Source organism: Micromonospora sonneratiae (assembly GCF_042679305.1).
Classification (GTDB): domain Bacteria; phylum Actinomycetota; class Actinomycetes; order Mycobacteriales; family Micromonosporaceae; genus Micromonospora_H; species Micromonospora_H sonneratiae.
The window spans coordinates 16,219-38,338 of sequence record NZ_JBHTMP010000065.1; the positions used below are offsets into that span (position 1 = coordinate 16,219).

Consider the following 22,120-nt stretch of genomic DNA (forward strand, 5'->3'; position numbering starts at 1 on the left):
TCGGCACTCCCCTGCGACCTCGTGTGGACGGGGGGTGAGGCGTCCGCCACGACATGCAGCGCCTCTCCCACCCGGCAGGCAACGATGACCGCCGGTGGCGAGTCGTTCGTGCCATCAGCTCGACAGGGCGTCGAAATCCTCGTCCGGCCGGTTCACTGGCAGATCCGCCACTCACCGTCCTCTTTGACCAGTGGCAGGACCTGGATGACGGTGGCTCCGCCGTCCTGGGTCAGTCGCACGGTAGCGGTGCCGGTGACCCGGCCGTTGGTGTTGTTCACCGACAACCCGGTGATCTTGTAGCTGGCAACCCTGGGCTGGATCGACTGCATCCGCGCGAACTCGTCCGCTGTCATCTCGGAACGCATCCGGTTGCACAGCCGCCCGTAGGCACCCGGATAGTTGCCGCTGCCCAGGTCGTCCACGTATCCCGTGGTCGCGTCGCGGGCGGGTCCGGTGGCGTCCTGGACCGTCCGGTAGAGGAAGAACCCACCGATACCGCCGCCCACACAGCAGAGTGTCAGGACCACGGCGACCACGATCAGCACGGTCCGGAGGGTCTTCGACTTCTTCGGTGGTGGGGCAGGCATCGGCTGGTACGTCATGGCAGGAACGTAGCAGCGATGGTCAACAGCGCCGCCGTGCCGCCTGCTTGCTGCCCCACCCGCACCTGACCCGGGTGACGACCCTCAGCTCACCGGTTACTTGAACCCGGGTGTCACTGGGCCCCCAGGGTGCCGGTGGCGGGAACGTGTGCGGCGGCGACCGAGTCCGGACCGGCGTACACCCCGGTGGCCCGCCCAGGCGGCACCAGCCGGCCGGTCCGCCACGCGATTCCGATCCCTGCGGCCAGGGCAAACAGCGCACCGTACGCCTGGAACGCGCCGACCAGCATGCCGACCACGCCCATCAACGGCGCCGACAGCATCAACAGCCCACCGTCGGCGTAACTGAACACACCGGAACGGATCACCGCCCAGCCGGCCAGCAACCAGCCCACGGTGAACACGCTGGCCCCCACGACCGTCATGGTGCGGGCGTCGGCACCGTAGACCGGGGTCTGTTCCGGCATCCCCGCGAACGGCAGCATCAACAGCAACCCGAACAACACGACCAGCAGACCGGCCAGCGCGGTACGTCGACTGCGGGAAGCCGCCAACAGGCTGGTGAGCGACATCAGCGCCAGCAACCCGAGCCAGAGCGCACCGATCCAGCCGACCAGGTACAACGGACGTCCGCCCGAGGCGTACGGCGCCGGGCCCGCCCCGTCCACCCCGACCAGCGCCACGACGCCGAAGAGGATCGCGTAACCGGGTAGCAGCCAGACCGTGGCCCGGGCGAACCGCCGTAGTGACCAGGCCCAGGTGGCGTTGGTCGCTGGCGCGGCCGGGGCCTTCTCCACGACGAAGGGCAACATGCCGAATCCGAACCCACTGCGCCTGGGCACCGCCACCGTCGGGGATGAATCCGCCACCGACGAGGCCGCGCCGGCCGGCTGTGTACGGTCCACGGGGTGCTGCACGGGCCATCACCTCGCTCCACTCGGCCCGGTGGCGACCAACCGGTACGGAACGAACCAACCGGTGTCCCGTCCCTGGTCACCACCCGTCACTAGGACGATCGTGGCAGGCCAGCGAGACAATGTGCGGATTTTTCACGTTTTCCCCTCGCCTGCCGCCCGGAACTACGAATCAAGCGGTGCTTGCCCATGTCTCCACAGGGCAAACACCGCTTGATCTTGTTTTCGAGCGTTCCTCCTCAGGCGCGTTCGGAACGGCCCTCCGTGGTGGTGTCGCCGAGCAGGCTGGCCGGCGAGACCGGCTCGGGGGCGGGCAGCCCGGCCGGACGCGACCCGGACGTGGCCTGCGCCTCGGCGGCGCGTACCTCGTTGGTCACCTCCTGCGCGGCCTCGGCGGCGGCCCGCGCCGCCTCCGCCGCCTCGCGCTCGACGGCGCTGGCGTCCGAGGAAGCCTGCGGGGAAGGCGTGTCACCGGCCATCTGGCTCAGCCCGCCCAGCGCGCCGCCCAGCCCCTCCAGGGCCTTGGTCAGCTCGGCCGGCACGATCCAGACCTTGTTGGCCTGCCCGTTGGCGATCTGCGGCAGCGCCTGTAGGTACTGGTAGGCCAGCACCTTCTGGCTCGGGTTCGCCTGGTGGATCGCGTCGAAGACCGTACGGATCGCCTTGGCCTGCCCCTCGGCCTGCAGGATCCGGGCCTGCCGGTCACCATCGGCCCGCAGTACGGCGGCCTGCTTCTCGCCCTCGGCGGAGAGGATCTGGGACTGCTTGTGCCCCTCGGCGTTGAGGATCGCGGCCCGGCGGTCCCGCTCGGCCCGCATCTGCTTCTCCATCGAGTCGCGGATGCTCGGCGGCGGCTCGATGGCCTTGATCTCCACCCGGGTCACCTTGATGCCCCAGCGTCCGGTCGTCTCGTCCAGCACGCCGGAGAGGTGCCGGTTGATCTCCTCACGGCTGGTCAGCGCCCGCTCGAGGTCGAGCGAGCCGATCACGTTACGTAGCGTGGTGACGGTGAGCTGCTCGATCGCCTGGAGGAAGTTGGAGATCTCGTAGGTGGCACGTACCGAGTCGACCACCTTGAAGTAGAGCACCGTGTCGATCGACACGACCAGGTTGTCCGAGGTGATCACCGGCTGCGGCGGGAAGCTGACCACCTGCTCCCGCATGTCCACCTTGGTACGCACGGCGTCGATGAACGGCACCAGCAGGTTGAGCCCGGGGTTGAGGGTGCGCTTGTACTTCCCGAGCCGTTCGACGACATCCTGCCGCTGCTGCGGCACGATCCGTACCGCACGGATCAACGTGATCACAACAATCAGGGCCGCAGCGCCGAACAGCACCGCGATCATCGTTCCCAGACCGCTCCCCATGTTTCACCTTTCGGGTAGCTCATTCGGAATCTCTCGGAGCCCACGTGGACCCCCGGGTGCTTCAGTTGGAGTCCTCCGGACAGCTCATCCGGATTCAGGTAGCTCAGTGGCAGAGACATCGTCCCGCCAGACCAGGACGGTCGCGCCCTTGACCTGGATGACCCGTACCCGATCTCCGGGCGCGAACGACTGGGTCGCGTCGTAGGACCGGGCGGTCCACAGCTCACCGTCGATCTTGACCATGCCGTTGTCGGCATCGACACGTTCGAGCACCAGCGCGCTGGCACCTTCCAACGCCTCGACCCCGAACGGTTCCTCACCACTCTCCACCGCGCTGCGGCGGTGCCGCCGGATGACCGGTCTCAGGGCCAGCACGGTCAACGCCGACACGGCGGCGAACACGAGCGCCTGCACGCCGACCGGCGCGCCGAGGGCCGCCGCACCGGCTGCGGCGAACGCCCCGATCGAGAACATGAGGAGGAAGAGCGTCGTCGTAAAGATCTCCGCGACCGCCAGTACGACGCCCAATACGATCCACAGAAGGGGCTCCACGCACCGATCCTGTCATGCACATGCACGTGACCGCGAACCCTCAAGATCACAAAGCTCGGTAAGATCGCCGGATCCGGGCCCGGTCGGATCGATACAGCCGCCCCGCCCGCCCATCCGACCACTCAATCCAGGGAGCCACGGGACCATGTCACTGCTGCCGGAAACCATCCGACGGATCGACAGCCTGGTCGCTGACGGTCAGCAGGCGGGGCGTACGCCCTCGCTGATCGCCGGTGTGGTCCGGGACGGCAGGCTCCTCCACGTCACCGCAGCCGGCGAGCTGTCCCACCTGGGGACCGCCGGTGTACGCCCGGCTCCCGACCCGGACACCCAGTACCGGATCGGGTCGATCAGCAAGACGATGACCGCGGTGCTCTTGCTGCAACTGCGCGACGAGGGCCGGCTCGGGCTGGACGACCGGTTGGAACGCCACCTGCCGGACACCCCGCTCGGTGACCTGACCCTGCGTCAGCTGCTCGGGCACGCGAGCGGCCTGCAACGGGAACCGGAGGGTGACTGGTGGGAGCGGGCACCCGGTGGCGACCTGGACACCCTGCTGGCCGGGCTCACCCCGGACAAGGTGGCCTACCCACCCCACCGGGTCTACCACTACTCGAACCTCGCGTACGGGCTACTCGGGGCGGTACTGGAACGAATCACCGGTAAGCCCTGGTGGGAACTGCTGCGGCAGCGCCTGCTCGACCCGTTGGGCATGAACCGCACCAGCTACCAGGCGGAGGAACCGTTCGCCCGGGGCTACGTCGTACACCCGTGGCTCGGCACCCTACGGGAGGAACCGCGTACCGACACCGGCGCGATGGCACCGGCCGGTCAGCTCTGGTCCACGATCACGGACCTGGCCAAATGGGCGGCGTTCCTCGCCGACCCGGCCCCCGACCTGCTGGCTCCGGCCACCCTCACCGAGATGTGCGCACCCGTGGTCATCAGCGACCTGGAGTCCTGGCGGTCCGGACATGGGCTGGGGTTCGAGCTCGCCCGGACCGGGGACCGGGTGTACGTCGGGCACGGCGGCTCGATGCCCGGTTACATCGCCGCGCTGACGGTGTACCGGCCGGCCCGTACCGCCGTGGTCGCCTTCGCCAACTCGTACGGCTTCCGTTCCGGCTCGATCGGTGCGCTCAGCGACCAACTGCTGACCACGGTGCTCGACCTGGAGCCGGCCCCCGTCCGGGCCTGGCGCCCCGCCAGCGCGCCGCCCGCGCCCGAGGTGGCCGAGTTGACCGGTCGCTGGTGGTGGATGGGCCGCGAGTACGAAGCCGAGTGGGACGGGGCGGCCAACGAACTGGTGCTCACCCTGCAACGGCCGACCGGGGCGACGCCGTGGCGTTTCGCCCCCGAGGGGCCGGGCCGGTGGCGGGGCCGCTCCGGCACGAACGACGGCGAGATCCTGGCCGTACGGCGCGACGCCGCGGGTCGGGCCGAGGCGCTGGACATCGCCACCTTCGTCTTCACCCGCGACCCCGACCGCCTCGCCTGACCACACCTGACAGTCGCCCGCGACGTGGTCCTGGTCGTCGGCGCTGCCAGCCCGGTAGACAGACCTACGCGTCGGGTAGACAGACCTACGCGTCGGCGGGCGGGACCGTCACGAAGTCGATCAACCGTTCCATCGCATTGATCAACGGGGTCTCCACGTCGTGGAAGCTGTCCACCCGGGAAAGGATGATCCGCCACATGTCCGCCGGCTCGGCCACCCCGAGCGCCGCGCAGACGCCCTCCTTCCACGGCCGTCCCGGTGGTACCACCGGCCACTCCCGGATGCCGAGCTTGGCCGGCTTCACCGCCTGCCACACATCGACGTACGGATGCCCGGTGATCAGGACGTACGGTGAGGTCACCGCCGCCACGATCCGACTCTCCTTGGACCCCGGCACCAGATGGTCGACCAGAACACCCAGCCGGCGCTCCGGTCCCGGTGCGAAGTCCCGCACCTCGGCGGCCAGCGCGTCGATGCCGTCCAGCGGTTGCACCACCACGCCCTCGATCCGCAGGTCGTCCCCCCAGATCCGCTCCACCAGCGCAGCGTCGTGGACACCCTCCACCCAGATCCGGCTGGCCTTCGCCACCTGGGCGCGAACGCCGGCAACCGCGATCGAGCCGGACGCCGTACGGCGGCGGGCCGTGGGTGCGGCGGCTGGCGGGGGGCGGCGCAGTGTCACCGGCTCACCGTCGAGCAGAAACGCCGCCGGCAGCAGCGGAAAGTTACGCCGCCGACCGTGCCGGTCCTCCAGCACCACCGCGCCGGACTCGAACCCGACCACCGCGCCACAGAAGCCGGAGTCCGCGTCCTCCACGACGAGGTCCGGCTCGGCGTTGACCTCCGGTACCGCCCTGCGCCGCCGCCAGTTGCCGGCCAGCACGTCATCCCCGTACAACCTCCCCATACGGCCACGCTAACGGACAACCGAGGCCTCGGCGGCACGGGACGCGCCGCGTGACGCGCCTCTCGCGCCGGTGGCACGGCTCGTCAAGCAGAGGCACGGCTCGCCGAACGGTGGCGTGACGCTCGAAGCAGTGGCGTGGACCGCCGAACGGTGGCGTGGCGCTCGAAGCAGTGGCGTGGACCGCCGAACGGTGGCGTGGCGCTCGAAGCAGTGGCGTGGACCGCCGAACGGTGGCGTGGCGCTCGAAGCAGTGGAACCGCGCTCGAAGCACACCCGGCCGGCTGTGAACCCGCCCTCGGCCGCACCCGAGACAGGGCAGCGGTTAGGACGTACCCTTTCCTGCATGTCCCCCGCAGCAAGCGCGGCGACTCTCGCCGCGCGCCGATCCAGTCGGTTCGTCGCCTGGGTACGCGCATGGCGCGCCGGGCTCGTGCCGTACGACGAAATCGCCGACGAAATCGCCGGTGACGAGGAGCATCTCGTTGCCGATGCGCCCGGCACCTGGACGGACGTACCGCTGCGGCAGGCGCTCACGAGCTTCTCCAAGCTCTCCCCCGACGAGATCAGGTTGGTGCTGCCCGCCCCCGGCGACCCGCGTGGCCTGCCCGGGCCCGGCCCGTTCGCGGGCGCGGCGCTGGTCGCCGAGGAGGCCGTCGTCGCCCGGGGCCTCGGCCTCATCCCCGAGGTACGCACGCACACCTCCGGATCGGGCATGACCTTCGAGACCGTGCTGTGGCGGGTCTATCCGCTGCCGGACAACGCACCTGCCGCCTCCGCCACCCATCCCGGAACGGCCGAGGCCGAAGCGGAACTGTCCGTCGCGCTCGCCGAGACCACCGCAGCGCTCACCCGGCTCGACGTCGCGCAGTGGCGTCCCGAACTGGCCGGGGCACTGGCGGAGCTGCGCCGGCCGAACGGGGGCACCGACCTGCCCCCGGGCTTCGATCCACGGGCCCGGCGGCTCTTCGCCCGGGCCAGCGTGCTCGACCAGGTGCTGGCACTGGCCGGACACGCCGCACCGGGCGGTGCGATCAACGGCTACGAGGCTCAGCAGCGCGATGCCGCGTTGCGTCCCCTCACCACCGCCTGCCGACGGGCACTGGTCGCTGCCTGCAACGCCCCACTGGCCGCCTGAGCCGCCATCACCGGCCAGGCCGACGACCACCGGCGACCAGGCCGTCGACCATCACGACCAGGCCGCTGATCATCAGCGGCCTGCCAGCCCGTCGATCCTGGTAAGCACCTCGGCGACGTACGAGTGTGCCTGTGCCTTCAGGTCGTCGGTCCAACTCTCCTCGGCGTACGTGCGGCACAGGTAGAGCTGCTTGGCATGTTCCAGTACGGGGCGGTGTTCCGGCGACAGGTGATCGTGGGCCCAGTCGGCGGCGGCGTCCTTCGACCTGACCTCGCCGGTGGCCAGCGTGGTCCAGATCCGGGCAAAGGTCAGCACGACGTTGCGGGTGTCGCTGTCCAGGTCGGCCAGCAGTTCAGGGACGCCCGCCACGCTCGCGCGGACCAGGTCGGTGGGCGGCACCGGGTCGAGGACCTGTGCCGGTGGCGGCCCCAGGAGGGGACGATCACCGCGCAGCACCATGGAAATCAGCAGGGCCAGGTCCGGCATCGGTTGCGGCTGTGGGACGCCCCCGGCCTCGAACTCGTCGCGGAGCCACTCCCCGTACAGGAAGTCCCCGACCGGCGGAAACCGCCACGGTCGAACCTCGGACTGGACCACGACGGTCAGTTCGACCGGGCGGGTTCCGGCGGTCGGACCGGAGAGCTTGAGCAGCGCTTCGAGCAGTGCCCGCCGCTCCCGCCCGTCCATCCGTCGCCGGGAGACGACGAGCACGTCCAGGTCGCTGGCCGGTTTCAAGCCACCGAGCACCGAGGAGCCGTGCAGGTAGGCACCAATGGTCTGGACGCTCAGGACGTCACCGACCAGTTGCACGATCTTCTGGACCTGCTCCACCGGGCCATGGTCGGCCATCGGTCGGGCCGGTGCACCCGAATATCGTCCCGTTCCGGTCAGACTTCGTCGATCAGGTCGGCGACGGAGGAGACGATCCGCGAGGGACGGTACGGGTAACGCTCCGCCTCGGCCCGGGTGGCGATGCCGGTGAGCACCAGGATGGTCTGCAACCCCGCTTCCAGCCCACACAGAATGTCGGTGTCCATCCGGTCACCGATCATCGCGGTGGTCTCGGAGTGCGCGTCGATGGTGTTCAGCGCCGAACGCATCATCATCGGGTTCGGCTTGCCGACGAAGTACGGTGCCACCCCGGTCGCCTTGGAGATCATGGCCGCCACCGAACCGGCCGCCGGCAGAAGGCCTTCGTTGGAGGGGCCGGTCACATCCGGGTTGGTGCAGATGAACCGGGCTCCGCCCTCGATCAGGCGGACCGCCTTCGTGATCGCCTCGAAGCTGTAGGTCCGGGTCTCCCCCAGCACCACGTAGTCGGGCGTGTAGTCGCTGAGGACGTAGCCGACCGCGTGCAACGCCGTGGTCAGTCCCGCCTCGCCGATCACGTACGCGGTACCGCCCGGCCGCTGGTCGGCGAGGAACTGCGCGGTGGCCAGCGCGGACGTCCAGATCGCCTCCTCGGGCACGTCGAAACCCATCCGGGTCAGCCGAGCCTGGAGGTCCCGGGCGGTGTAGATCGAGTTGTTGGTCAACACCAGGAACGGTTTACCCGAGGCACGCAGCCGGTTGATGAACTCCGGAGCTCCCGGCACCGGGTGTCCCTCGTGTACAAGCACACCATCCATGTCGGTGAGCCAACTCTCCACCGGCTTCCGCTCGCTGGTACCAACGACAGTCCGCCCACCCACGTCGGCACTCCGGTCGGTCATGCTGAACCCCACTCTGCACGCGCATCTCTCTGACTGTGTCGTGCCGGTTTACCGCTGCGGTGAGGCAAGCCGGTCAGGACGCGGGGCCGGCTGGCAGCAGCCCGCCGGACAGGTGTCCCAGACCGGGAGCGTACCGAGGCGACGGCGGGTCGTACCCGCTGGATCAAGGCGTTCGGTGACGAGTTCGCGGACCATGGACACGAACCGGGGATCCGTTCCCGGGGTGGCCGCCCGTACGAAGTCCAGGCCGAGCCGCTCGGCGGTCGCCGCAGCCTCCGTGTCCAGGTCCCACACCACCTCCAGGTGGTCGGAGATGAACCCGATGGGGCTGACCACCACCGAGGTGACCCCGTCGGCCGCCAGCACCGCAAGGTGGTCGTTGACGTCCGGTTCCAACCACGGTACGTGCGGCGGACCGGAGCGGCTCTGCCACACCAGGTCGTACGGCAGGTCGGGGGCAGCCACCTCGGCCACCAGTTGCGCGGTCTCGCGCAGTTGTGCCTCGTACCGTCCTCCCTCGGGACCGGAGGCCGCCGCCATCGCCACCGGTACGGAGTGCGCGGTGAACACCAGCCGGGTGCTGCCACGCCGGGCCGGGTCGAGCGTGGCCAGCGCGTTCCGTACCGCCTCGGCGTGTGGTTCGACGAAACCCGGGTGGTCCCAGAACTGCCGCAACTTGTCGATGACCGGGGCGTCCGGTCCGACGGCGGCCCGTGCGGCGGCGATGTCCTCCTGGTACTGCCGGCAGGACGAGTAGCCGCCGTAGGCACTGGTGGCGAAGGCCAACGCCCGACGGACACCGTCGTCACGCATCTTCGCGACGGTGTCCGCCAGCATCGGATGCCAGTTCCGGTTGCCCCAGTAGACCGGCAGGTCCAGTCCGTTGGCGGCGAAGTCCGCCTCGATCGCAGCGATCAGGTCCCGGCACTGCTGGTTGATCGGCGAGACGCCACCGAAGTGCTGGTAGTGCTCAGCCACCTGGGCGAGGCGCTCCGGCGGGATCCCCCGACCCCGGGTCACGTTCGCCAGGAACGGCAGCACGTCGTCGGGCCGTTCCGGCCCACCGAACGAAACCAGGACAAGTGCGTCGTACGCCATGCCCTAATCTTGCCGCCCCCACCTTTCGCGTAAGGAAGGGCCCCTTGTCATCGCTTCTCGCCGGGAAAGGGCCCTTCCCTACACCGCTGGAGCGGGATCAGGCGCGCTCGGGCGAGGCCCCGAGGGCGTGGTAGCCACCGTCGACGTGGACGACCTCCCCGGTGGTGGCCGGGAACCAGTCGGACAGCAGCGCCAGGCAGGCCCGGGCAGCGGGCTCCTGGTTGGTCAGGCTCCAGCCCAACGGGGCGCGCTCGGTCCAGGCGTTCTCGAACTGCTCGAACCCGGGAATCGACTTGGCCGCCATCGTACGCAGCGGACCGGCCGAGACCAGGTTGCTCCGGATGCCCTTCGGTCCCAGGTGCAGCGCCAGGTAACGGGAGGCGGACTCCAGACCGGCCTTGGCCACGCCCATCCAGTCGTAGACCGGCCACGCCTTGGTCGCGTCGAGGGTGAGCCCGACGACCGATCCACCCGGGCCCATCAGCGGTAGTGCCGCCATGGCCAGGGACTTGTAGGAGTAGGTGGAGACGTGCAGCGCGGTGGCCACGTCCTCCCAGGGTGCATCGAGGAAACCGCCACCCAGGCAACTCTGCGGCGCGAATCCGATCGAGTGCACCACGCCGTCGAGCCCGTCGACGTGCTCCCGGACCCGGTCAGCCAGGCTGGCCAGGTGCTCGGTGTTGGTGACGTCCAGCTCGATCACCGGAGCCGGGGCGGGCAGCCGCTTGGCGATCCGCTCGACCAGCGACATCCGGCCGAAGCCGGTCAGTACGACCGTCGCGCCATTCTCCTGGGCGAGCCTCGCCACCGAGAAGGCGATCGACTGGTCGGTGATGACGCCGGTGACGAGCAGCCGCTTACCGGCCAGCAGTCCAGACACGTACAGATCCTCCGTTGTTCGTTGTCAGTGGGCCCGGCTGCCGGCGGGCTGGCCGGCACGGGGACGACCGGTTCGGGCTCAGTGGCCCATGCCCAGGCCGCCGTCGACCGGGATCACCGCGCCGGAGATGTAGCCGGCGGTGTCGCCGGCCAGCCAGGTGACCACACCGGCGACCTCGTCGGCGGTGGCCATCCGCCCAGCCGGGATCGCCTTGCGGATCTCCGCCTGGCGCTCCTCGGACAGGACCGAGGTCATGTCGGTCTCGATGAAGCCGGGTGCGACCACGTTGGCGGTGATGTTGCGGCTGCCCATCTCCCGGGTGATCGAGCGGGCGACGCCGACCAGGCCGGCCTTGCTGGCCGCGTAGTTGACCTGTCCGGGTCCGCCGTACAGGCCGACCACCGAGGAGATGAAGATCATCCGACCCCACCGGGCGCGCAGCATCTTGCCGGTCGCCCGCTTGGCGACCCGGAACGCACCGGTCAGGTTGGTGTCGAGCACCCGGGTGAACTGTTCCTCGGACATCCGCATCAGCAGCGTGTCGTCGGTGATGCCGGCGTTGGCGACCAGCACCTCGACCGGGCCGAGCTCCGCCTCGACCGCCGAGAACGCCTCGTCCACCTGGGCCGAGTCGGTGATGTCGCACCGTACGCCGAACAGGTCGGCCGGCACCTCACTGCCCCGGTGGGTCACCGCCACCCGGTCCCCCTGCTTGGCGAAGGCCTGCGCGATGGCCAGGCCGATCCCCCGGTTCCCCCCGGTCACCAACACGGTACGGGCCACGGTGTCCCCTCTCTCACACGATCGGACGGTGCGCGATGGAGACTAGGCGCTACCCGCAGGTAAGTAGTAACCCGGGGCAGGTCATACCGGGGTATGACACGCGGAATGGCACCACAGGATCATGGCGGTGTCGACGAGGCGACGTAGCCTGCAGAAAGTGAACGACCCATCGGTTACCAGTGCCTGGCGTGCCCCGGTCCGTCTCGTCGCCGGACCGGACTATCCGCCGATCGGCGGACGACGGTCACCACGCTGGCCGCGCTGGCGGATGCTCCTCATCCAGGCGGGCCTGCTGCTGCTGATCGGCCTGACCGCCGCCGGCACGCAGTATCTGCGGAACACCAGGGGCCTGCCGGAGGCGTACGCCATCCCGCTGGCCATCGGCAGCACGTTGCCGGCGGCGGTCGCACTCCGCCGTCCCCTGCTGGCCTGGCGGATCTGCTACCCCCTGCTCTACCTCGGGGTCGTCGACCTCACGCCGACGGAGGCCTGGCCCTGGCAGCCGGTGCAGATCCTCGGCTTCCTGTTCGTCTTCGGTGTGCTGGCCGTACGCGCCGACACCGGGGTCGCCACCTGGGCGGGGCTGCTCAGCCTGATTCCGCTCTACGTCTTCACCGAGACGACCGCCAACGCGCACGGCGTCACCGTGCTCATCACGGCCATGCTCGTGCTCGGAGATCAGATCCGGCGTCGCCGACAGACCCAGCGCGCCCTCGTCGAGCAGGCGGAACAGAGCGAGTTGGAGAAGGCCCGGCGGGCCGTACTCGAGGAACGCACCCGGATCGCCCGGGAGATGCACGACGTGGTTGCCCACCACATGTCGATGATCGCAGTGCAGGCGGAGACCGCACCGTACCGACTCGACGCGTTACCGGACCCGGCCCGGACCGAGTTCACCGCGATCGCCGGCTCGGCCCGGCAGGCACTGGCCGACATGCGCCGGCTGCTGGGCGTGCTGCGTAGCGAGTCCACCGGTCCGGAAACCGCCCCGCAACCGGGGCTGGCCGACATTCCCGAACTGGTCGAGAACGCCCGCCGGGCCGGTATGACGGTCGTCCTGGCCGGGACGCCACAGCCCGTCGACGGGACGGCGCCACCGGAGGCGGTCGGGTTGGCGGCGTACCGGATCGTGCAGGAGGCGCTGGCCAACGCGGCCCGGCACGCCCCCGGCGCGGCGGTCCGGGTGGCGCTGCACGCTGCGGCGGAAGCCATCACCGTACGGGTCGACAACGACAGCACCGCCGGCCCGACCGGCACCCCGGGCCGGGGCACCGGGCACGGGCTGACCGGTATGCGGGAGCGCGCCCGACTACTGGGCGGTACGTTCACCGCCGGCCCTCAGAACGGTGGTTTCACCGTCGAGGCCCGGCTGCCGTACGACGGGGAGGACGAGAGCGGATGATCCGGGTGTTGATCGTCGACGACCAGGCAATGGTGCGGCAGGGCTTCGGCGCGCTGCTGGCCGCCCAGCCCGACCTGCTGGTCGTGGGTGACGCCGCAAACGGGGCCGAGGCGGTCACCGCCGCCCGGCAACTGGACCCGGACGTCGTACTGATGGATGTCCGGATGCCGGTCCTCGACGGCCTGGCGGCCACCCGGCAGCTACTCGGCAGCAGGCCGGACGCGGAGCGTCCCCGGGTGATCATCCTGACCACCTTCGACCTGGACGACTACGTGTACGAGGCGCTACGGGCGGGGGCCAGTGGTTTCCTGCTCAAGGACGCGCCGGCCGCCGAACTCGTGCACGCGGTACGGGTGGTCGCCGCCGGCGACGCGTTGCTGGCCCCGGCGGTGACCCGCCGGCTGATCGCCGAGTTCGCCGCCCGTCCCGGCCGGAACCGGCCCCGGCCGACCTCGCTGGCCGCGCTCACCGCCCGGGAGACCGAGGTGCTCCGGTTGATCGCCCGGGGCCGGTCCAACGGCGAGATCGCCGCGGACCTGGTGGTCGCCGAGCAGACCGTCAAGACGCACGTGGGGCGGGTCCTCAGCAAGCTGGGACTGCGCGACCGGGCGCAGGCGGTCGTCGTCGCCTACGAGTCGGGTCTGGTCGCTGCGGGCGAGTAGCTCCGCGGTAGCACCGTACAGACGGCTCCCTGGGGTGACGCCCGGGATCGTGCCGGTCCCGCACCCTTCCGGTCGACATCGATCGGAAGGGGACCGGAAATGGATCGACGGCTGCCCACTCACGGCCTGGTACTGGCCCTGCTGGGACTGGGGCTGCTGGCACCGCATTCCACCCCGGGGACCATGCCGGTGGCGACGGCGGGGTTCGTTGCGGCCTACCCCGGGGTGGCGGCGGCGATGCGGGCCGCCGGTCAGCCGTACGCCGGTTGGGTCGACCAGGGCAGGTCCTTCCTGGCCTTCGACCCGCGCGGCAACGGTACGGCCGTCGAGGTGCTCGGCGACCTGGCAACGGCGGACCGGATGGTGGTGCTGGTGCCCGGGGTGGCCACCACACTGGCCGACTTCGACCGTGGGCTGGGCGGCGTCGCGCACCGGGCTCCGGCGGTCCAGGCACGGGCGCTGTACGACCAGATCCGTGCCGAGGACCCGCGGGCACGGGTGGCGGTGCTGGCCTGGCTGGGGTACGACCCACCGGACGGTCTGGGCTGGGCGGCGGTGCGGGACAGCAGCGCCCGGACCGGTGCCCGGTCTCTGGTGGAGTTGGTCCGGACACTGGCCGCCCACCGACCGACCGCGACGATGACACTGATCGGGCACAGCTATGGCGCACTGGTGGTCGGCCTGGCTGCCCCGTACCTGCCGGCGCAGGTTTCCGACCTGGTCACGCTGGGTGGCGTCGGGATGGGCGTGGACCGGGTCGCCGAACTGCGTACCGGGGCGACGGTCTGGGCCGCACAGGCAGCCGACGACTGGATCCGGCGGATTCCCCAGGTCCGGGTGCTGGGGGTGGGGCACGGAATCCGCCCGGCGGAGCCTTCCTTCGGTGCCCGACCCCTGCCGGTGGACGGGGTCGTCGGGCATGACGGCTATCTGGTCCGGGGCACCGGGACCCTCCAGGCGGTCGCCCGGGTCGTGCTCGGGCCGGGCCGGACAGCCGCGCCGACCGTACCGGCAACACACGTCGAAAAGATCCAGGCCACATCCCCGTACCCGCGCGCGTGACCATTGCGTGACGAATTGACAAGCAGACGAAAAAGTAACTCACGGTAATCGAAATACTTCACTCGCCGCACCTTTTTCCGGCTGTTCCTTCTGCTCTTTCGGTGATGCCCGGCACGCTTGGTTGATTGCAGACAGTTCGCGCTCCGGGTGTACGATGATTCGCGTTCCGGACCCGGCCGACCTGTGGAGGTGATCGCTGTGCGAAATAGCGATCCCCCGAGTCGTAGCCGGGCCGATCGTCACCCCGGCTGAGCCACGACTCAGTCGGTGAGCTGACCCGGTCCAGCTCGCCCACCGCACACCGCCAGCCCCGGCACCACCGGGGCCGTCACGGTGTGTATGCGGTCCCCGTCGTTTCGCCTCGGCGGTGGTCGGGCCCGGTTACGACTTCGTGTGCGTGCCCTGTCTTCCCTCAGGCCCCGGACGGCTCCTGCCCTGCCGCCGGGCCGCCTCAGCCGCCGCCGGAGAACGCCAATGAGCCGCTACGTCGCCCCGCTGGGCTTCACCCTCGCCGCCGTCTGGGTCGTCGTCCTCTTCGTCCTCGTCAGTGGGACCTGACCCGCCGGAATCAGCCCCTCGCCCACCGATCTGAATTGCCCTGACCGGCGCACCCACATATCCCCGGCCGCATTGAACGTGATGCCCGGGGTGGCGGCTCGGGGATACGACCTGCTCGAAGTGGCAGAACGCAGATCCGTCCAGCCACGGCAACCGGAACCTGGGCGAAGTATGGACTCTGCCCCTGGGTGAAGCCGCAGCATCATGTTTGCCGGTCACCCGGACCGGTGCGAGGAGGGGTGGCTGTGGGGCTGCTGACGATCGGGGCATTCGCCCGGGCTGCACGCCTGTCACCGAAGGCCCTGCGCCTGTACGACGAGCTCGGTCTGCTCCGCCCGGCTGCGGTGGACGAGGAATCAGGGTACCGGTTCTACGATCCGACCCAGTTGGAGCGGGCCCGGTTGATCGCCTGGCTCCGACGGTTGAGCATGCCGCTGGCCCGGATCCGTCAGGTGTGCGACCTGGAGCCGCAGGCGGCGGCTGCGGAGGTCGCCGCCTACTGGGCACAGGTGGTGGCCGAGACATCGGTACGCCAGCAGCTGGCCACCTTCCTCATCGACTATCTCTCGGGAAGGGGCAGCGCCATGGGCGAGGCAGGGAACATGCTCGGCATCCGCTACGCGGCCAGGTCGGAATCCGGGCTGGTACGGGCCAGCAACGAGGACACCGCGTACGCCGGCAGCCGGCTGCTGGCAGTGGCCGACGGGGTACGCGGCTCGGGCGGCGGCCTGGCCAGCGCCGCCGCCGTCGAAGCGCTCAAGCCGTTGGAGACGCTGACCGTACCGGCCGGGGATCTCCTCAGCGCCCTTGCCGACGCGGTCGACCAGGCTGACCGGGCGATCCACGGAATCGCCGAATCGACGGCGGACGGCGAAGCGGCCACGACGCTGACCGCGATGCTGTGGTCCGGCTCCCAACTGGCGCTGGTCCACATCGGTGACACCCGGGCCTATCTGCTGCGCGACGGCGAGATCTTCCAGATCACGCATGACCACACCTACGTACAGTCCCTGGTCGACGAGGGGCGGCTCAGCCCGGAGGAGGCCGCATCACATCCACAGCGTTCGCTGCTGATGCGTGCACTCACCGGTACCGGCGGGTTCCGGCCGGACCTCTCACTGCACCAGGCCGCAGCCGGTGACCGCTACCTGTTGTGCTCCGACGGGCTCTCCAGCGTCGTCCCGGGCGAGGTGCTTCCTGACGTGCTGTCCGGCACCGACGACCCTGACCAGGTCCTCGACAGGCTGGTGGAGCTGGCGTACGCCAACGGCGCGCCGGACAACATCGCGTGTGTGGTGGCCGACGTCGTGACGGTGTGACCCGGGTGGCCACCTCCGTCGCTGGTATGGCCGACGGATGATGCTGGGGCCCGCCGGACGGTTTGCCCGGCGGGCCCCAGCAATGGTCCATCGAACAGGCACCGGGCCCGCCGGACGATCTACCCGGCGGGCCCCAGCAATGGTCCATCAAACAGGCACCGGGCCCGCCGGACGATCTACCCGGCGGGCCCCAGCACTGTTTTTTATCGAACAGGCACCGTCAGGGCAGCCGGGAGGTCCACAGCAGACTCATCGCCGCTGCGGAGAGCGCGAACAGCAGTGCGATACCGGCGTACCACTGGGTGATCTCGCGAGGCTCGGTACGGAACCCGATCGAGCTGCCCATGTCCTGGTAGACCTGCTTCAACTCGTTGACCGACGCCGCCTCGTAGAAGAATCCCTGCGTCGTCTCGGCCAGTTCGGCGAGCGCATGCCGGTCCACCGGCACGCCCTGGACCCGTCCGCCGATCTCCACCTGACCCGAGTCGGTGCCGAAGGCGATGGTGGACACCGGCACGTTCGCCGCCTGTGCCGCCGCAGCCGCCTCCTCGACCGAACGTCCCGAGGTGCGGAAGCCGTCGGAGAGCAGGACGATCCGGGCCGGTGGGATGCCGGAGGCTCCGTCCGCCGGCACCGACCGGATGGCCTCCAGGCAGGTGAAGACCGCCTCCCCCGTCGCCGTCGCCTCGGCCAGCACCAGACCGTCGATCGCCTGGGTCACCGCCGACCGGTCCTTGGTCGGCGGCACCAGCACGTTCGCCGACTTGGCGAAGGCAACCAGACCGAGGTTGAACGTCCCGGGCAACTCGCCGACGAACTGTTTCGCCGCCTCCTGGGCCGCCTCGAGGCGGTTCGGTGCGACGTCCGCCGCCTGCATCGACAGCGACACATCGATTGCCAGCATGATGGTGGCGCGCTCGAGGGGCTCCTCCTTGTCGACCGCGGGACGGGCCATCCCGGCAGCCAGGGCGATCAGGCTGAGCAGGAGCGCCCCGGCGGAGAGGTGCCGCCGCCAGCCCAGGCCCCTGGGTGCCAGGCTGCGCAGTAGCTCCACGTTGGTGAACCGGATCGCGTACGACCGGCGGTGCAGCTGCCGCCAGACGTACGCACCGGCCACCGCGAACACGGGCAGCAGTGCCAGCAGCCACCACGGTTCCAGAAAACGGATCATCGTGTCGTCCCTCGGGTACGGGCGTGCCGCGCAGCGGCGACGAACCGCACCATGTCCAGTAGCCAGTCAGAGTCGGTACGCAGTCGCAGGTGCGCTGCGCCGGCAGCGCGTAGCTCGTTGGCGATGGCGGTCCGCTGCGCGGAGGCGGCCTCAGCATAGCGGCGACGCAACCGGGGGTCGGCGGTCTGCACCTCGTGCAGTTCACCGGTCTCCGGATCGACCAACGCCAGCACCCCGACGTCGGGCAGTTCCAGTTCACGTGGGTCGACCACCTCGATGGCCAGCACGTCGTGCCGTACGGCCAACTTGCGCATGGGTCGCCCCCACTGTTGCGGCGGGGCCAGGAAGTCGGAGATCACCACCGCCACGCCCCGGCGACGCGGCGGACGGTTGAGCATGTCGACCAGGGCACCCAGGTCGCTGCGGCCGGGCTGGACCGGGGTGTTCGCGATCGCCCGCAGCAGTCCCTGCGCCTCCTTGCGGCCCGGCCGGGCCGGCAGCCGTACCATCCGGCCGGGGCCGCCCCGGTCGCCGGCTCCGGTGCCGCCGCTGCCCACCACCGCCCCGATCCGGTTGCCACCCCGTACGGTCAGATGCGCGATGGCCGCCGAGGCGGCCACCACCAGGTCCCGCTTGAGCCAGCGGCCGGTGCCGAAGTCGAGGCTGGCCGACAGGTCCACGGCCAGCCAGGTCTCCAACTCCCGATCGGCGACGGTACGTTGCACGTGCGGGACGGTGGTCCGGGCCGTGACCGGCCAGTCCATCCGTCGTACGTCGTCACCCGGGCGGTACTCCCGCGACTCGCCCGCCTCGGTGCCCGGCCCGGGCAGCAGCCCCAGGTAGTCGCCCTGGAGCAGGCCGTCGAGCTTGCGCGTGACCAACAGTTGCAGTCGGGACAGCACCACCTCGGACCGGGCCGCGCTCCCGGCGGTCGACCGGCCGGCCGACCAGGAGTCGGCTGCCGTCACGGCATCCGTCCGGGCCAACCGGCGACACCGGGCGGGCCAGCCGGGCTGGCCGGCGGGGCGGATACGGCGTTCTGCCGGGGTGCGACCGACGGCATCGGGATGGTGCTCATCACCCGACCGACGATGTGGTCCGGCGGCACGTCGTCAGCCAGCGCGTCGTAGCTGAGCACCAGCCGGTGACGCAGGATGTCCGGCGCGATGTCCTGCACGTCCTGCGGCAGCGCATAGTCGCGACCGCGCAGCAGTGCAAGTGCCCGGGTGGCCCGGACGATGCCGAGTGAGGCGCGGGGACTGGCCCCGTACTGGATGAGCTGCCCGACGTCGGGCATGCCGTGCTCGGCCGGAGCCCGGGTGGCCAGCACCAGCCGTACGGTGTAGTCGACCAGTGCGTTGTGTACGAAGACCTGGTCGGCCTTGCGTTGCAGGGCGATCAGGTCGGCCGGGGTGAACACCGGCACCGGCTCCGGTGGGGCGATCCCCATCCGGTAGACGATCTCACGTTCCTCGGCGTCCGTCGGGTAGCCCACCATGATCTTCATCAGGAACCGGTCCCGCTGCGCCTCGGGCAGGGGATACACCCCCTCCTGCTCGATCGGGTTCTGGGTGGCCATGACCAGGAAGGGGTCGGGCACCCGGTGGGTCTGGCCGCCGATCGACACCTGCCGTTCGGACATCACCTCCAGCAGCGCCGACTGGACCTTGGCCGGTGCCCGGTTGATCTCGTCAGCCAGCAGGAAGTTGACGAACACCGGGCCGAGTTCGACGTCGAACTTCTCGCTCGACTGGCGGTAGATCCGGGTGCCCACGATGTCCGCGGGTACCAGGTCCGGAGTGAACTGGACCCGGGAGAAGCTGCCCCCCACGACCTTGGCCAGGGTCTCCACGGCGAGGGTCTTGGCCACCCCGGGCACCCCCTCCAACAGGCAGTGTCCCCGGGCCAGGAGGGCGACGAACATCCGCTCCACCATCCGGTCCTGGCCCACGATCACTCGTTTGACTTCGAACAACGCGCGTTCGAGCAGGGTCGCATCCTCGGCCGGGGTGGTACCCGGGGCTGGGGCGCCGCCGGCGACGGGCGGTGTCGGGGCATCGGGCGTGGTCGGCTGGGCCACCGGTCCTCCACAGCGGGTCAAATTAAGTCGAAACTGCTGCCGCACCAAGCCTCGCACGTCCGCCTGAAAGGGTGGACATGGAGAACCGGATTTCCGATCGACGACGCGCCGGGGACGCAAAACGTCGGGCGCGGCTAGACATGGAGGGGTTTTCCATGTGTACGATGCAGCCGTCGCCGGGCGGCTCCCCCCGTGGCCGCCCGGCGCTCACAACCCGTGTGGTCAGGCCCGTAGACTCGCGGAATGGCCGACGTCTCCCCGGACCAGCCCACATCGCCGCCGATCTGCTCGGCCCGAGGTTGTCGGGCGTCGGGTGTCTGGGCACTACGGTGGAACAATCCCCGGCTACACACCCCTGAACGACGTAAGACCTGGCTGGCCTGTGCCGAACACCGGAGCACCCTCGGCGATTTCCTGGACGCGCGGGGCTTCCTGCGCGAGGTGGCACCGGTCCGACCATCGCCTACGCTCGACGGCGTGGACGAACGCGACGAGGTGACCGGTTGAACGACGGCCCGACCCCCAGCCCGACGCCCGGAGCAGACCCGACGGCCGGCCCGAGCGGTCCGGTGGCGCCTGGGCCGAGCAGTCCGCTGGAGCCGTGGCCGGAAACCGTACGGTGGGAGCCGGTGTCCCGGGACCTGATCTGGGTCGAGCTGCTCCAGTTCTCCTTCGGGCTGGTGGTGGTGCTGGTCGGCCTGGGTGTCGGCTGGGCGTTGACCGGCAAGTGGATCTTCGGTCTCGCCCTGGTCGCGGTGCTGCTGCTGGCCGTACTGCGGGTGATCGCGATCGTTCGGGCCGTACACGCCTGGGGCTACGCCGAGCGGGACAACGACCTGCTCGTCCGGCACGGGCTGCTGATCCGACGGCTGTCGATCGTGCCGTACGCCCGGATGCAGTTCGTCGACGTCAGCGCGGGTCCGCTGGAGCGGGCCTTCAACCTCGCCACCGTCCAGTTGCACACCGCTGCGGCGGCCAGCGACGCCAAGGTGCCCGGCCTGCGCCCGGCGGAGGCGTCCCGGCTACGCGACCGGCTCACCGCCCTCGGCGAGGACCGCATGGAGGGCCTGTGAGAAGGCCGGCCCGGTGAGCCACCCGGAACCGACCGAGCCGAGGCAGCGGCTGCACCCGCTGAGCCCGCTGCTGCACAGCGCCAAGTCACTGGTCGTGATCGTCGCCGCGCTGTCCTGGTCGACGCTGTCGAGGATCGGCCTCGGCTGGTTCGCCGCCCTGGTGACGGTGCTGCTGCTCGGTGCCGTCGTGCTGTCGGTGGTCAGCTGGTTCAACACCGGCTACCACATCGTCGGACGGGAGCTACGCATCCACGAGGGGCTGCTGTGGCGGCGTACCCGGGCGATCCCGCTGGAACGCCTCCAGGCGGTGGAGGTGGTCCGGCCGCTGCTGGCGCAGCTCACCGGTCTGGCCGAGCTGCGGTTGGAGGTCGTGGGCGGTGGAAAGACGGAAGCCCCACTGGCCTTCCTCACGGTCACCGACGCGATCGCGCTACGGGATCGGCTACTGAGCCTCGCCGGTCACGCCCCGCAGCACCTGGCGGCGCCCGGTGCCGACACCGCAGTGGCTGCTCCCGCGCCGCAGGGCCGGCCCGTGCACGCCGTGACCAACCAGGACCTGCTGGTCAGCCAGTTGCTCACCCCGCAGGCGTTCTTCCTGCCGTTCGGCGTGGCCTTCGTACTGGCCCAGTTCCTCTACGAGGGCTCGTGGTCGTTCATCGCCGTTGCAAGCACCGTGACCGCCACCGCCGGCGTGGTGCTGCAACCGGTACGTCGGGTGCTCGACGACTGGAACTTCCGGCTGGCCCACGTCGACAATGCCGTACGGGCGCAGCACGGGCTGTTGGAGACCCGCGCGCAGACCGTACCGCTCGAACGGGTGCAGGCGGTCACCGTCGTCTGGCCGCTGCTGTGGCGGTTCAAGGGGTGGCTGCGGCTGCGCATGGATGTGGCCGGCTATTCGGCGAGCCCGGAGCAGGACGGCCGGAACCGTTCCGACCGGTTGCTGCCGGTCGGTGACCTGATCACCGGCCGCATGGTCATGTGGGAGGTGCTACCCGGCGTCGACTTCGCCCGGTTGCCGCTGACCCCACCCCCGGTACGGGCCCGCTGGCTGAACCCGCTGGCCCAGCCGCTGCTCGGTGCCGGGCTGTCCCCGGAGGTGTTCGCGGTTCGCAGCGGCCTGCTCACCCGCCAACTGGTCGCCGTACCATATGCCCGGATCCAGAGCGTACGGGTGGTGCAGGGTCCGGTACAGCGGCGACTGGGGCTGGCCACCGTACACGTCGACACGGCTGGCGGGCAGGGCGCGGCGGCAGCCAACCGTGATCTTGCCGAGGCCTGGGCGCTGGCGGCCGAACTGACCGCCCGGGCCCGCGCCGCCGGGCACGCCCGCTGACCCGCCCAG

General features: G+C 70.3%; 22 protein-coding genes. 9 read left to right on the top strand and 13 right to left on the bottom strand.

The window, feature by feature from the left end:
- Positions 1–152: 152 nt before the first annotated feature.
- The 4 genes from ACFQ4H_RS28520 to ACFQ4H_RS28535 all read right to left on the bottom strand — a co-directional run bounded on the left by ACFQ4H_RS28520 (position 153) and on the right by ACFQ4H_RS28535 (position 3,435).
- The gene (locus ACFQ4H_RS28520; RefSeq protein WP_377576669.1) at positions 153–602 is read right to left on the bottom strand and encodes an Rv0361 family membrane protein; all 450 of its coding nucleotides are present in this window, start codon (positions 600–602) and stop codon (positions 153–155) included.
- 113 nt (positions 603–715) lie between these two features.
- Positions 716–1,519, bottom strand: coding sequence for a hypothetical protein (locus tag ACFQ4H_RS28525; protein ID WP_377576672.1), 804 nt, complete (start codon positions 1,517–1,519; stop codon positions 716–718).
- Positions 1,520–1,755: 236 nt separating this feature from the next.
- The gene (locus ACFQ4H_RS28530; protein ID WP_377576722.1) at positions 1,756–2,862 is read right to left on the bottom strand and encodes an SPFH domain-containing protein; all 1,107 of its coding nucleotides are present in this window, start codon (positions 2,860–2,862) and stop codon (positions 1,756–1,758) included.
- Positions 2,863–2,967: 105 nt separating this feature from the next.
- Positions 2,968–3,435 (bottom strand): NfeD family protein, encoded by a 468-nt coding sequence (locus ACFQ4H_RS28535; protein ID WP_377576675.1) that lies wholly within the window; start codon positions 3,433–3,435, stop codon positions 2,968–2,970.
- Positions 3,436–3,580: 145 nt separating this feature from the next.
- Between ACFQ4H_RS28535 and ACFQ4H_RS28540 the strand changes: the two genes are divergently transcribed.
- Entirely contained in the window at positions 3,581–4,933 is a 1,353-nt protein-coding gene (locus ACFQ4H_RS28540; protein WP_377576678.1) for a serine hydrolase domain-containing protein, read from the top strand.
- Between the two features lie 85 nt (positions 4,934–5,018).
- Here the strand turns inward: ACFQ4H_RS28540 and ACFQ4H_RS28545 are convergent, their stop codons facing one another.
- The gene (locus ACFQ4H_RS28545) at positions 5,019–5,840 is read right to left on the bottom strand and encodes a DUF3097 domain-containing protein (protein WP_377576680.1); all 822 of its coding nucleotides are present in this window, start codon (positions 5,838–5,840) and stop codon (positions 5,019–5,021) included.
- Between the two features lie 343 nt (positions 5,841–6,183).
- On the opposite strand from ACFQ4H_RS28545, the gene ACFQ4H_RS28550 reads away from it, so the two are divergent.
- Positions 6,184–6,975 (top strand): hypothetical protein, encoded by a 792-nt coding sequence (locus ACFQ4H_RS28550; protein ID WP_377576683.1) that lies wholly within the window; start codon positions 6,184–6,186, stop codon positions 6,973–6,975.
- 72 nt (positions 6,976–7,047) lie between these two features.
- Here ACFQ4H_RS28550 and ACFQ4H_RS28555 read toward each other — a convergent pair whose 3' ends face one another.
- The 5 genes from ACFQ4H_RS28555 to fabG form a co-directional block, all read right to left on the bottom strand.
- Complete coding sequence (locus ACFQ4H_RS28555; protein WP_377576686.1) at positions 7,048–7,806, bottom strand: aminoglycoside adenylyltransferase family protein; 759 nt, start codon at positions 7,804–7,806, stop codon at positions 7,048–7,050.
- A gap of 56 nt (positions 7,807–7,862) precedes the next feature.
- The gene (locus ACFQ4H_RS28560; protein WP_377576689.1) at positions 7,863–8,687 is read right to left on the bottom strand and encodes an HAD-IIA family hydrolase; all 825 of its coding nucleotides are present in this window, start codon (positions 8,685–8,687) and stop codon (positions 7,863–7,865) included.
- Between the two features lie 48 nt (positions 8,688–8,735).
- Positions 8,736–9,785, bottom strand: coding sequence for a ferrochelatase (locus tag ACFQ4H_RS28565; protein ID WP_377576692.1), 1,050 nt, complete (start codon positions 9,783–9,785; stop codon positions 8,736–8,738).
- 97 nt (positions 9,786–9,882) lie between these two features.
- Positions 9,883–10,665, bottom strand: coding sequence for an enoyl-ACP reductase FabI (gene fabI, locus ACFQ4H_RS28570; protein ID WP_377576695.1), 783 nt, complete (start codon positions 10,663–10,665; stop codon positions 9,883–9,885).
- Positions 10,666–10,743: 78 nt separating this feature from the next.
- The gene (gene fabG, locus ACFQ4H_RS28575; protein WP_377576698.1) at positions 10,744–11,448 is read right to left on the bottom strand and encodes a 3-oxoacyl-ACP reductase FabG; all 705 of its coding nucleotides are present in this window, start codon (positions 11,446–11,448) and stop codon (positions 10,744–10,746) included.
- A gap of 157 nt (positions 11,449–11,605) precedes the next feature.
- Between fabG and ACFQ4H_RS28580 the strand changes: the two genes are divergently transcribed.
- From ACFQ4H_RS28580 to ACFQ4H_RS28595, 4 genes are all read left to right on the top strand, one after another.
- Complete coding sequence (locus ACFQ4H_RS28580; RefSeq protein WP_377576700.1) at positions 11,606–12,850, top strand: sensor histidine kinase; 1,245 nt, start codon at positions 11,606–11,608, stop codon at positions 12,848–12,850.
- Positions 12,847–13,512, top strand: coding sequence for a response regulator (locus ACFQ4H_RS28585; RefSeq protein ID WP_377576703.1), 666 nt, complete (start codon positions 12,847–12,849; stop codon positions 13,510–13,512). The genes ACFQ4H_RS28580 and ACFQ4H_RS28585 overlap by 4 nt, the downstream gene beginning before the upstream one ends.
- A gap of 99 nt (positions 13,513–13,611) precedes the next feature.
- Positions 13,612–14,574: an alpha/beta hydrolase gene (locus ACFQ4H_RS28590; RefSeq protein WP_377576706.1), complete on the top strand. Its 963-nt coding sequence runs from the start codon at positions 13,612–13,614 to the stop codon at positions 14,572–14,574.
- An 803-nt stretch (positions 14,575–15,377) separates the two neighbouring features.
- Positions 15,378–16,451 carry a MerR family transcriptional regulator gene (locus tag ACFQ4H_RS28595; RefSeq protein ID WP_377576708.1) on the top strand — a complete coding sequence of 358 codons (1,074 nt, stop codon included), beginning with the start codon at positions 15,378–15,380 and terminating at the stop codon, positions 16,449–16,451.
- A 220-nt stretch (positions 16,452–16,671) separates the two neighbouring features.
- Here the strand turns inward: ACFQ4H_RS28595 and ACFQ4H_RS28600 are convergent, their stop codons facing one another.
- Genes ACFQ4H_RS28600 through ACFQ4H_RS28610 form a run of 3 tightly spaced genes read right to left on the bottom strand, consistent with a single transcriptional unit; the run spans position 16,672 to position 19,702 of the window.
- Positions 16,672–17,622, bottom strand: a complete 951-nt coding sequence (locus ACFQ4H_RS28600; protein ID WP_377576710.1) for a VWA domain-containing protein — start codon at positions 17,620–17,622, stop codon at positions 16,672–16,674.
- A complete protein-coding gene (locus ACFQ4H_RS28605; RefSeq protein WP_377576712.1) occupies positions 17,619–18,590 on the bottom strand; it encodes a DUF58 domain-containing protein in 972 nt (323 codons plus the stop codon). The genes ACFQ4H_RS28600 and ACFQ4H_RS28605 overlap by 4 nt, the downstream gene beginning before the upstream one ends.
- Entirely contained in the window at positions 18,587–19,702 is a 1,116-nt protein-coding gene (locus tag ACFQ4H_RS28610) for an AAA family ATPase (protein WP_377576714.1), read from the bottom strand. The genes ACFQ4H_RS28605 and ACFQ4H_RS28610 overlap by 4 nt, the downstream gene beginning before the upstream one ends.
- Positions 19,703–19,945: 243 nt before the next feature.
- Here ACFQ4H_RS28610 and ACFQ4H_RS28615 point away from each other — a divergent pair, with 243 nt between their 5' ends.
- From ACFQ4H_RS28615 to ACFQ4H_RS28625, 3 genes are all read left to right on the top strand, one after another.
- Positions 19,946–20,209, top strand: a complete 264-nt coding sequence (locus tag ACFQ4H_RS28615) for a hypothetical protein (protein WP_377576716.1) — start codon at positions 19,946–19,948, stop codon at positions 20,207–20,209.
- 62 nt (positions 20,210–20,271) lie between these two features.
- Positions 20,272–20,775, top strand: coding sequence for a PH domain-containing protein (locus tag ACFQ4H_RS28620; protein WP_377576725.1), 504 nt, complete (start codon positions 20,272–20,274; stop codon positions 20,773–20,775).
- Positions 20,776–20,788: 13 nt separating this feature from the next.
- Positions 20,789–22,111, top strand: a complete 1,323-nt coding sequence (locus tag ACFQ4H_RS28625) for a PH domain-containing protein (protein WP_377576719.1) — start codon at positions 20,789–20,791, stop codon at positions 22,109–22,111.
- The last annotated feature ends 9 nt before the right edge of the window (positions 22,112–22,120 follow it).

Coding starts and splice junctions, on each gene's coding strand:
- ACFQ4H_RS28540 (WP_377576678.1), top strand. CDS start 3,581: ATGTCACTGCTGCCGGAAACCATCCGACGGATCGACAGCCTGGTCGCT.
- ACFQ4H_RS28560 (WP_377576689.1), bottom strand. CDS start 8,687: ATGACCGACCGGAGTGCCGACGTGGGTGGGCGGACTGTCGTTGGTACC.
- ACFQ4H_RS28530 (WP_377576722.1), bottom strand. CDS start 2,862: ATGATCGCGGTGCTGTTCGGCGCTGCGGCCCTGATTGTTGTGATCACG.
- ACFQ4H_RS28545 (WP_377576680.1), bottom strand. CDS start 5,840: ATGGGGAGGTTGTACGGGGATGACGTGCTGGCCGGCAACTGGCGGCGG.
- ACFQ4H_RS28590 (WP_377576706.1), top strand. CDS start 13,612: ATGGATCGACGGCTGCCCACTCACGGCCTGGTACTGGCCCTGCTGGGA.
- ACFQ4H_RS28585 (WP_377576703.1), top strand. CDS start 12,847: ATGATCCGGGTGTTGATCGTCGACGACCAGGCAATGGTGCGGCAGGGC.
- ACFQ4H_RS28600 (WP_377576710.1), bottom strand. CDS start 17,622: ATGATCCGTTTTCTGGAACCGTGGTGGCTGCTGGCACTGCTGCCCGTG.
- ACFQ4H_RS28520 (WP_377576669.1), bottom strand. CDS start 602: ATGACGTACCAGCCGATGCCTGCCCCACCACCGAAGAAGTCGAAGACC.
- ACFQ4H_RS28550 (WP_377576683.1), top strand. CDS start 6,184: ATGTCCCCCGCAGCAAGCGCGGCGACTCTCGCCGCGCGCCGATCCAGT.
- ACFQ4H_RS28565 (WP_377576692.1), bottom strand. CDS start 9,785: ATGGCGTACGACGCACTTGTCCTGGTTTCGTTCGGTGGGCCGGAACGG.
- ACFQ4H_RS28615 (WP_377576716.1), top strand. CDS start 19,946: ATGGCCGACGTCTCCCCGGACCAGCCCACATCGCCGCCGATCTGCTCG.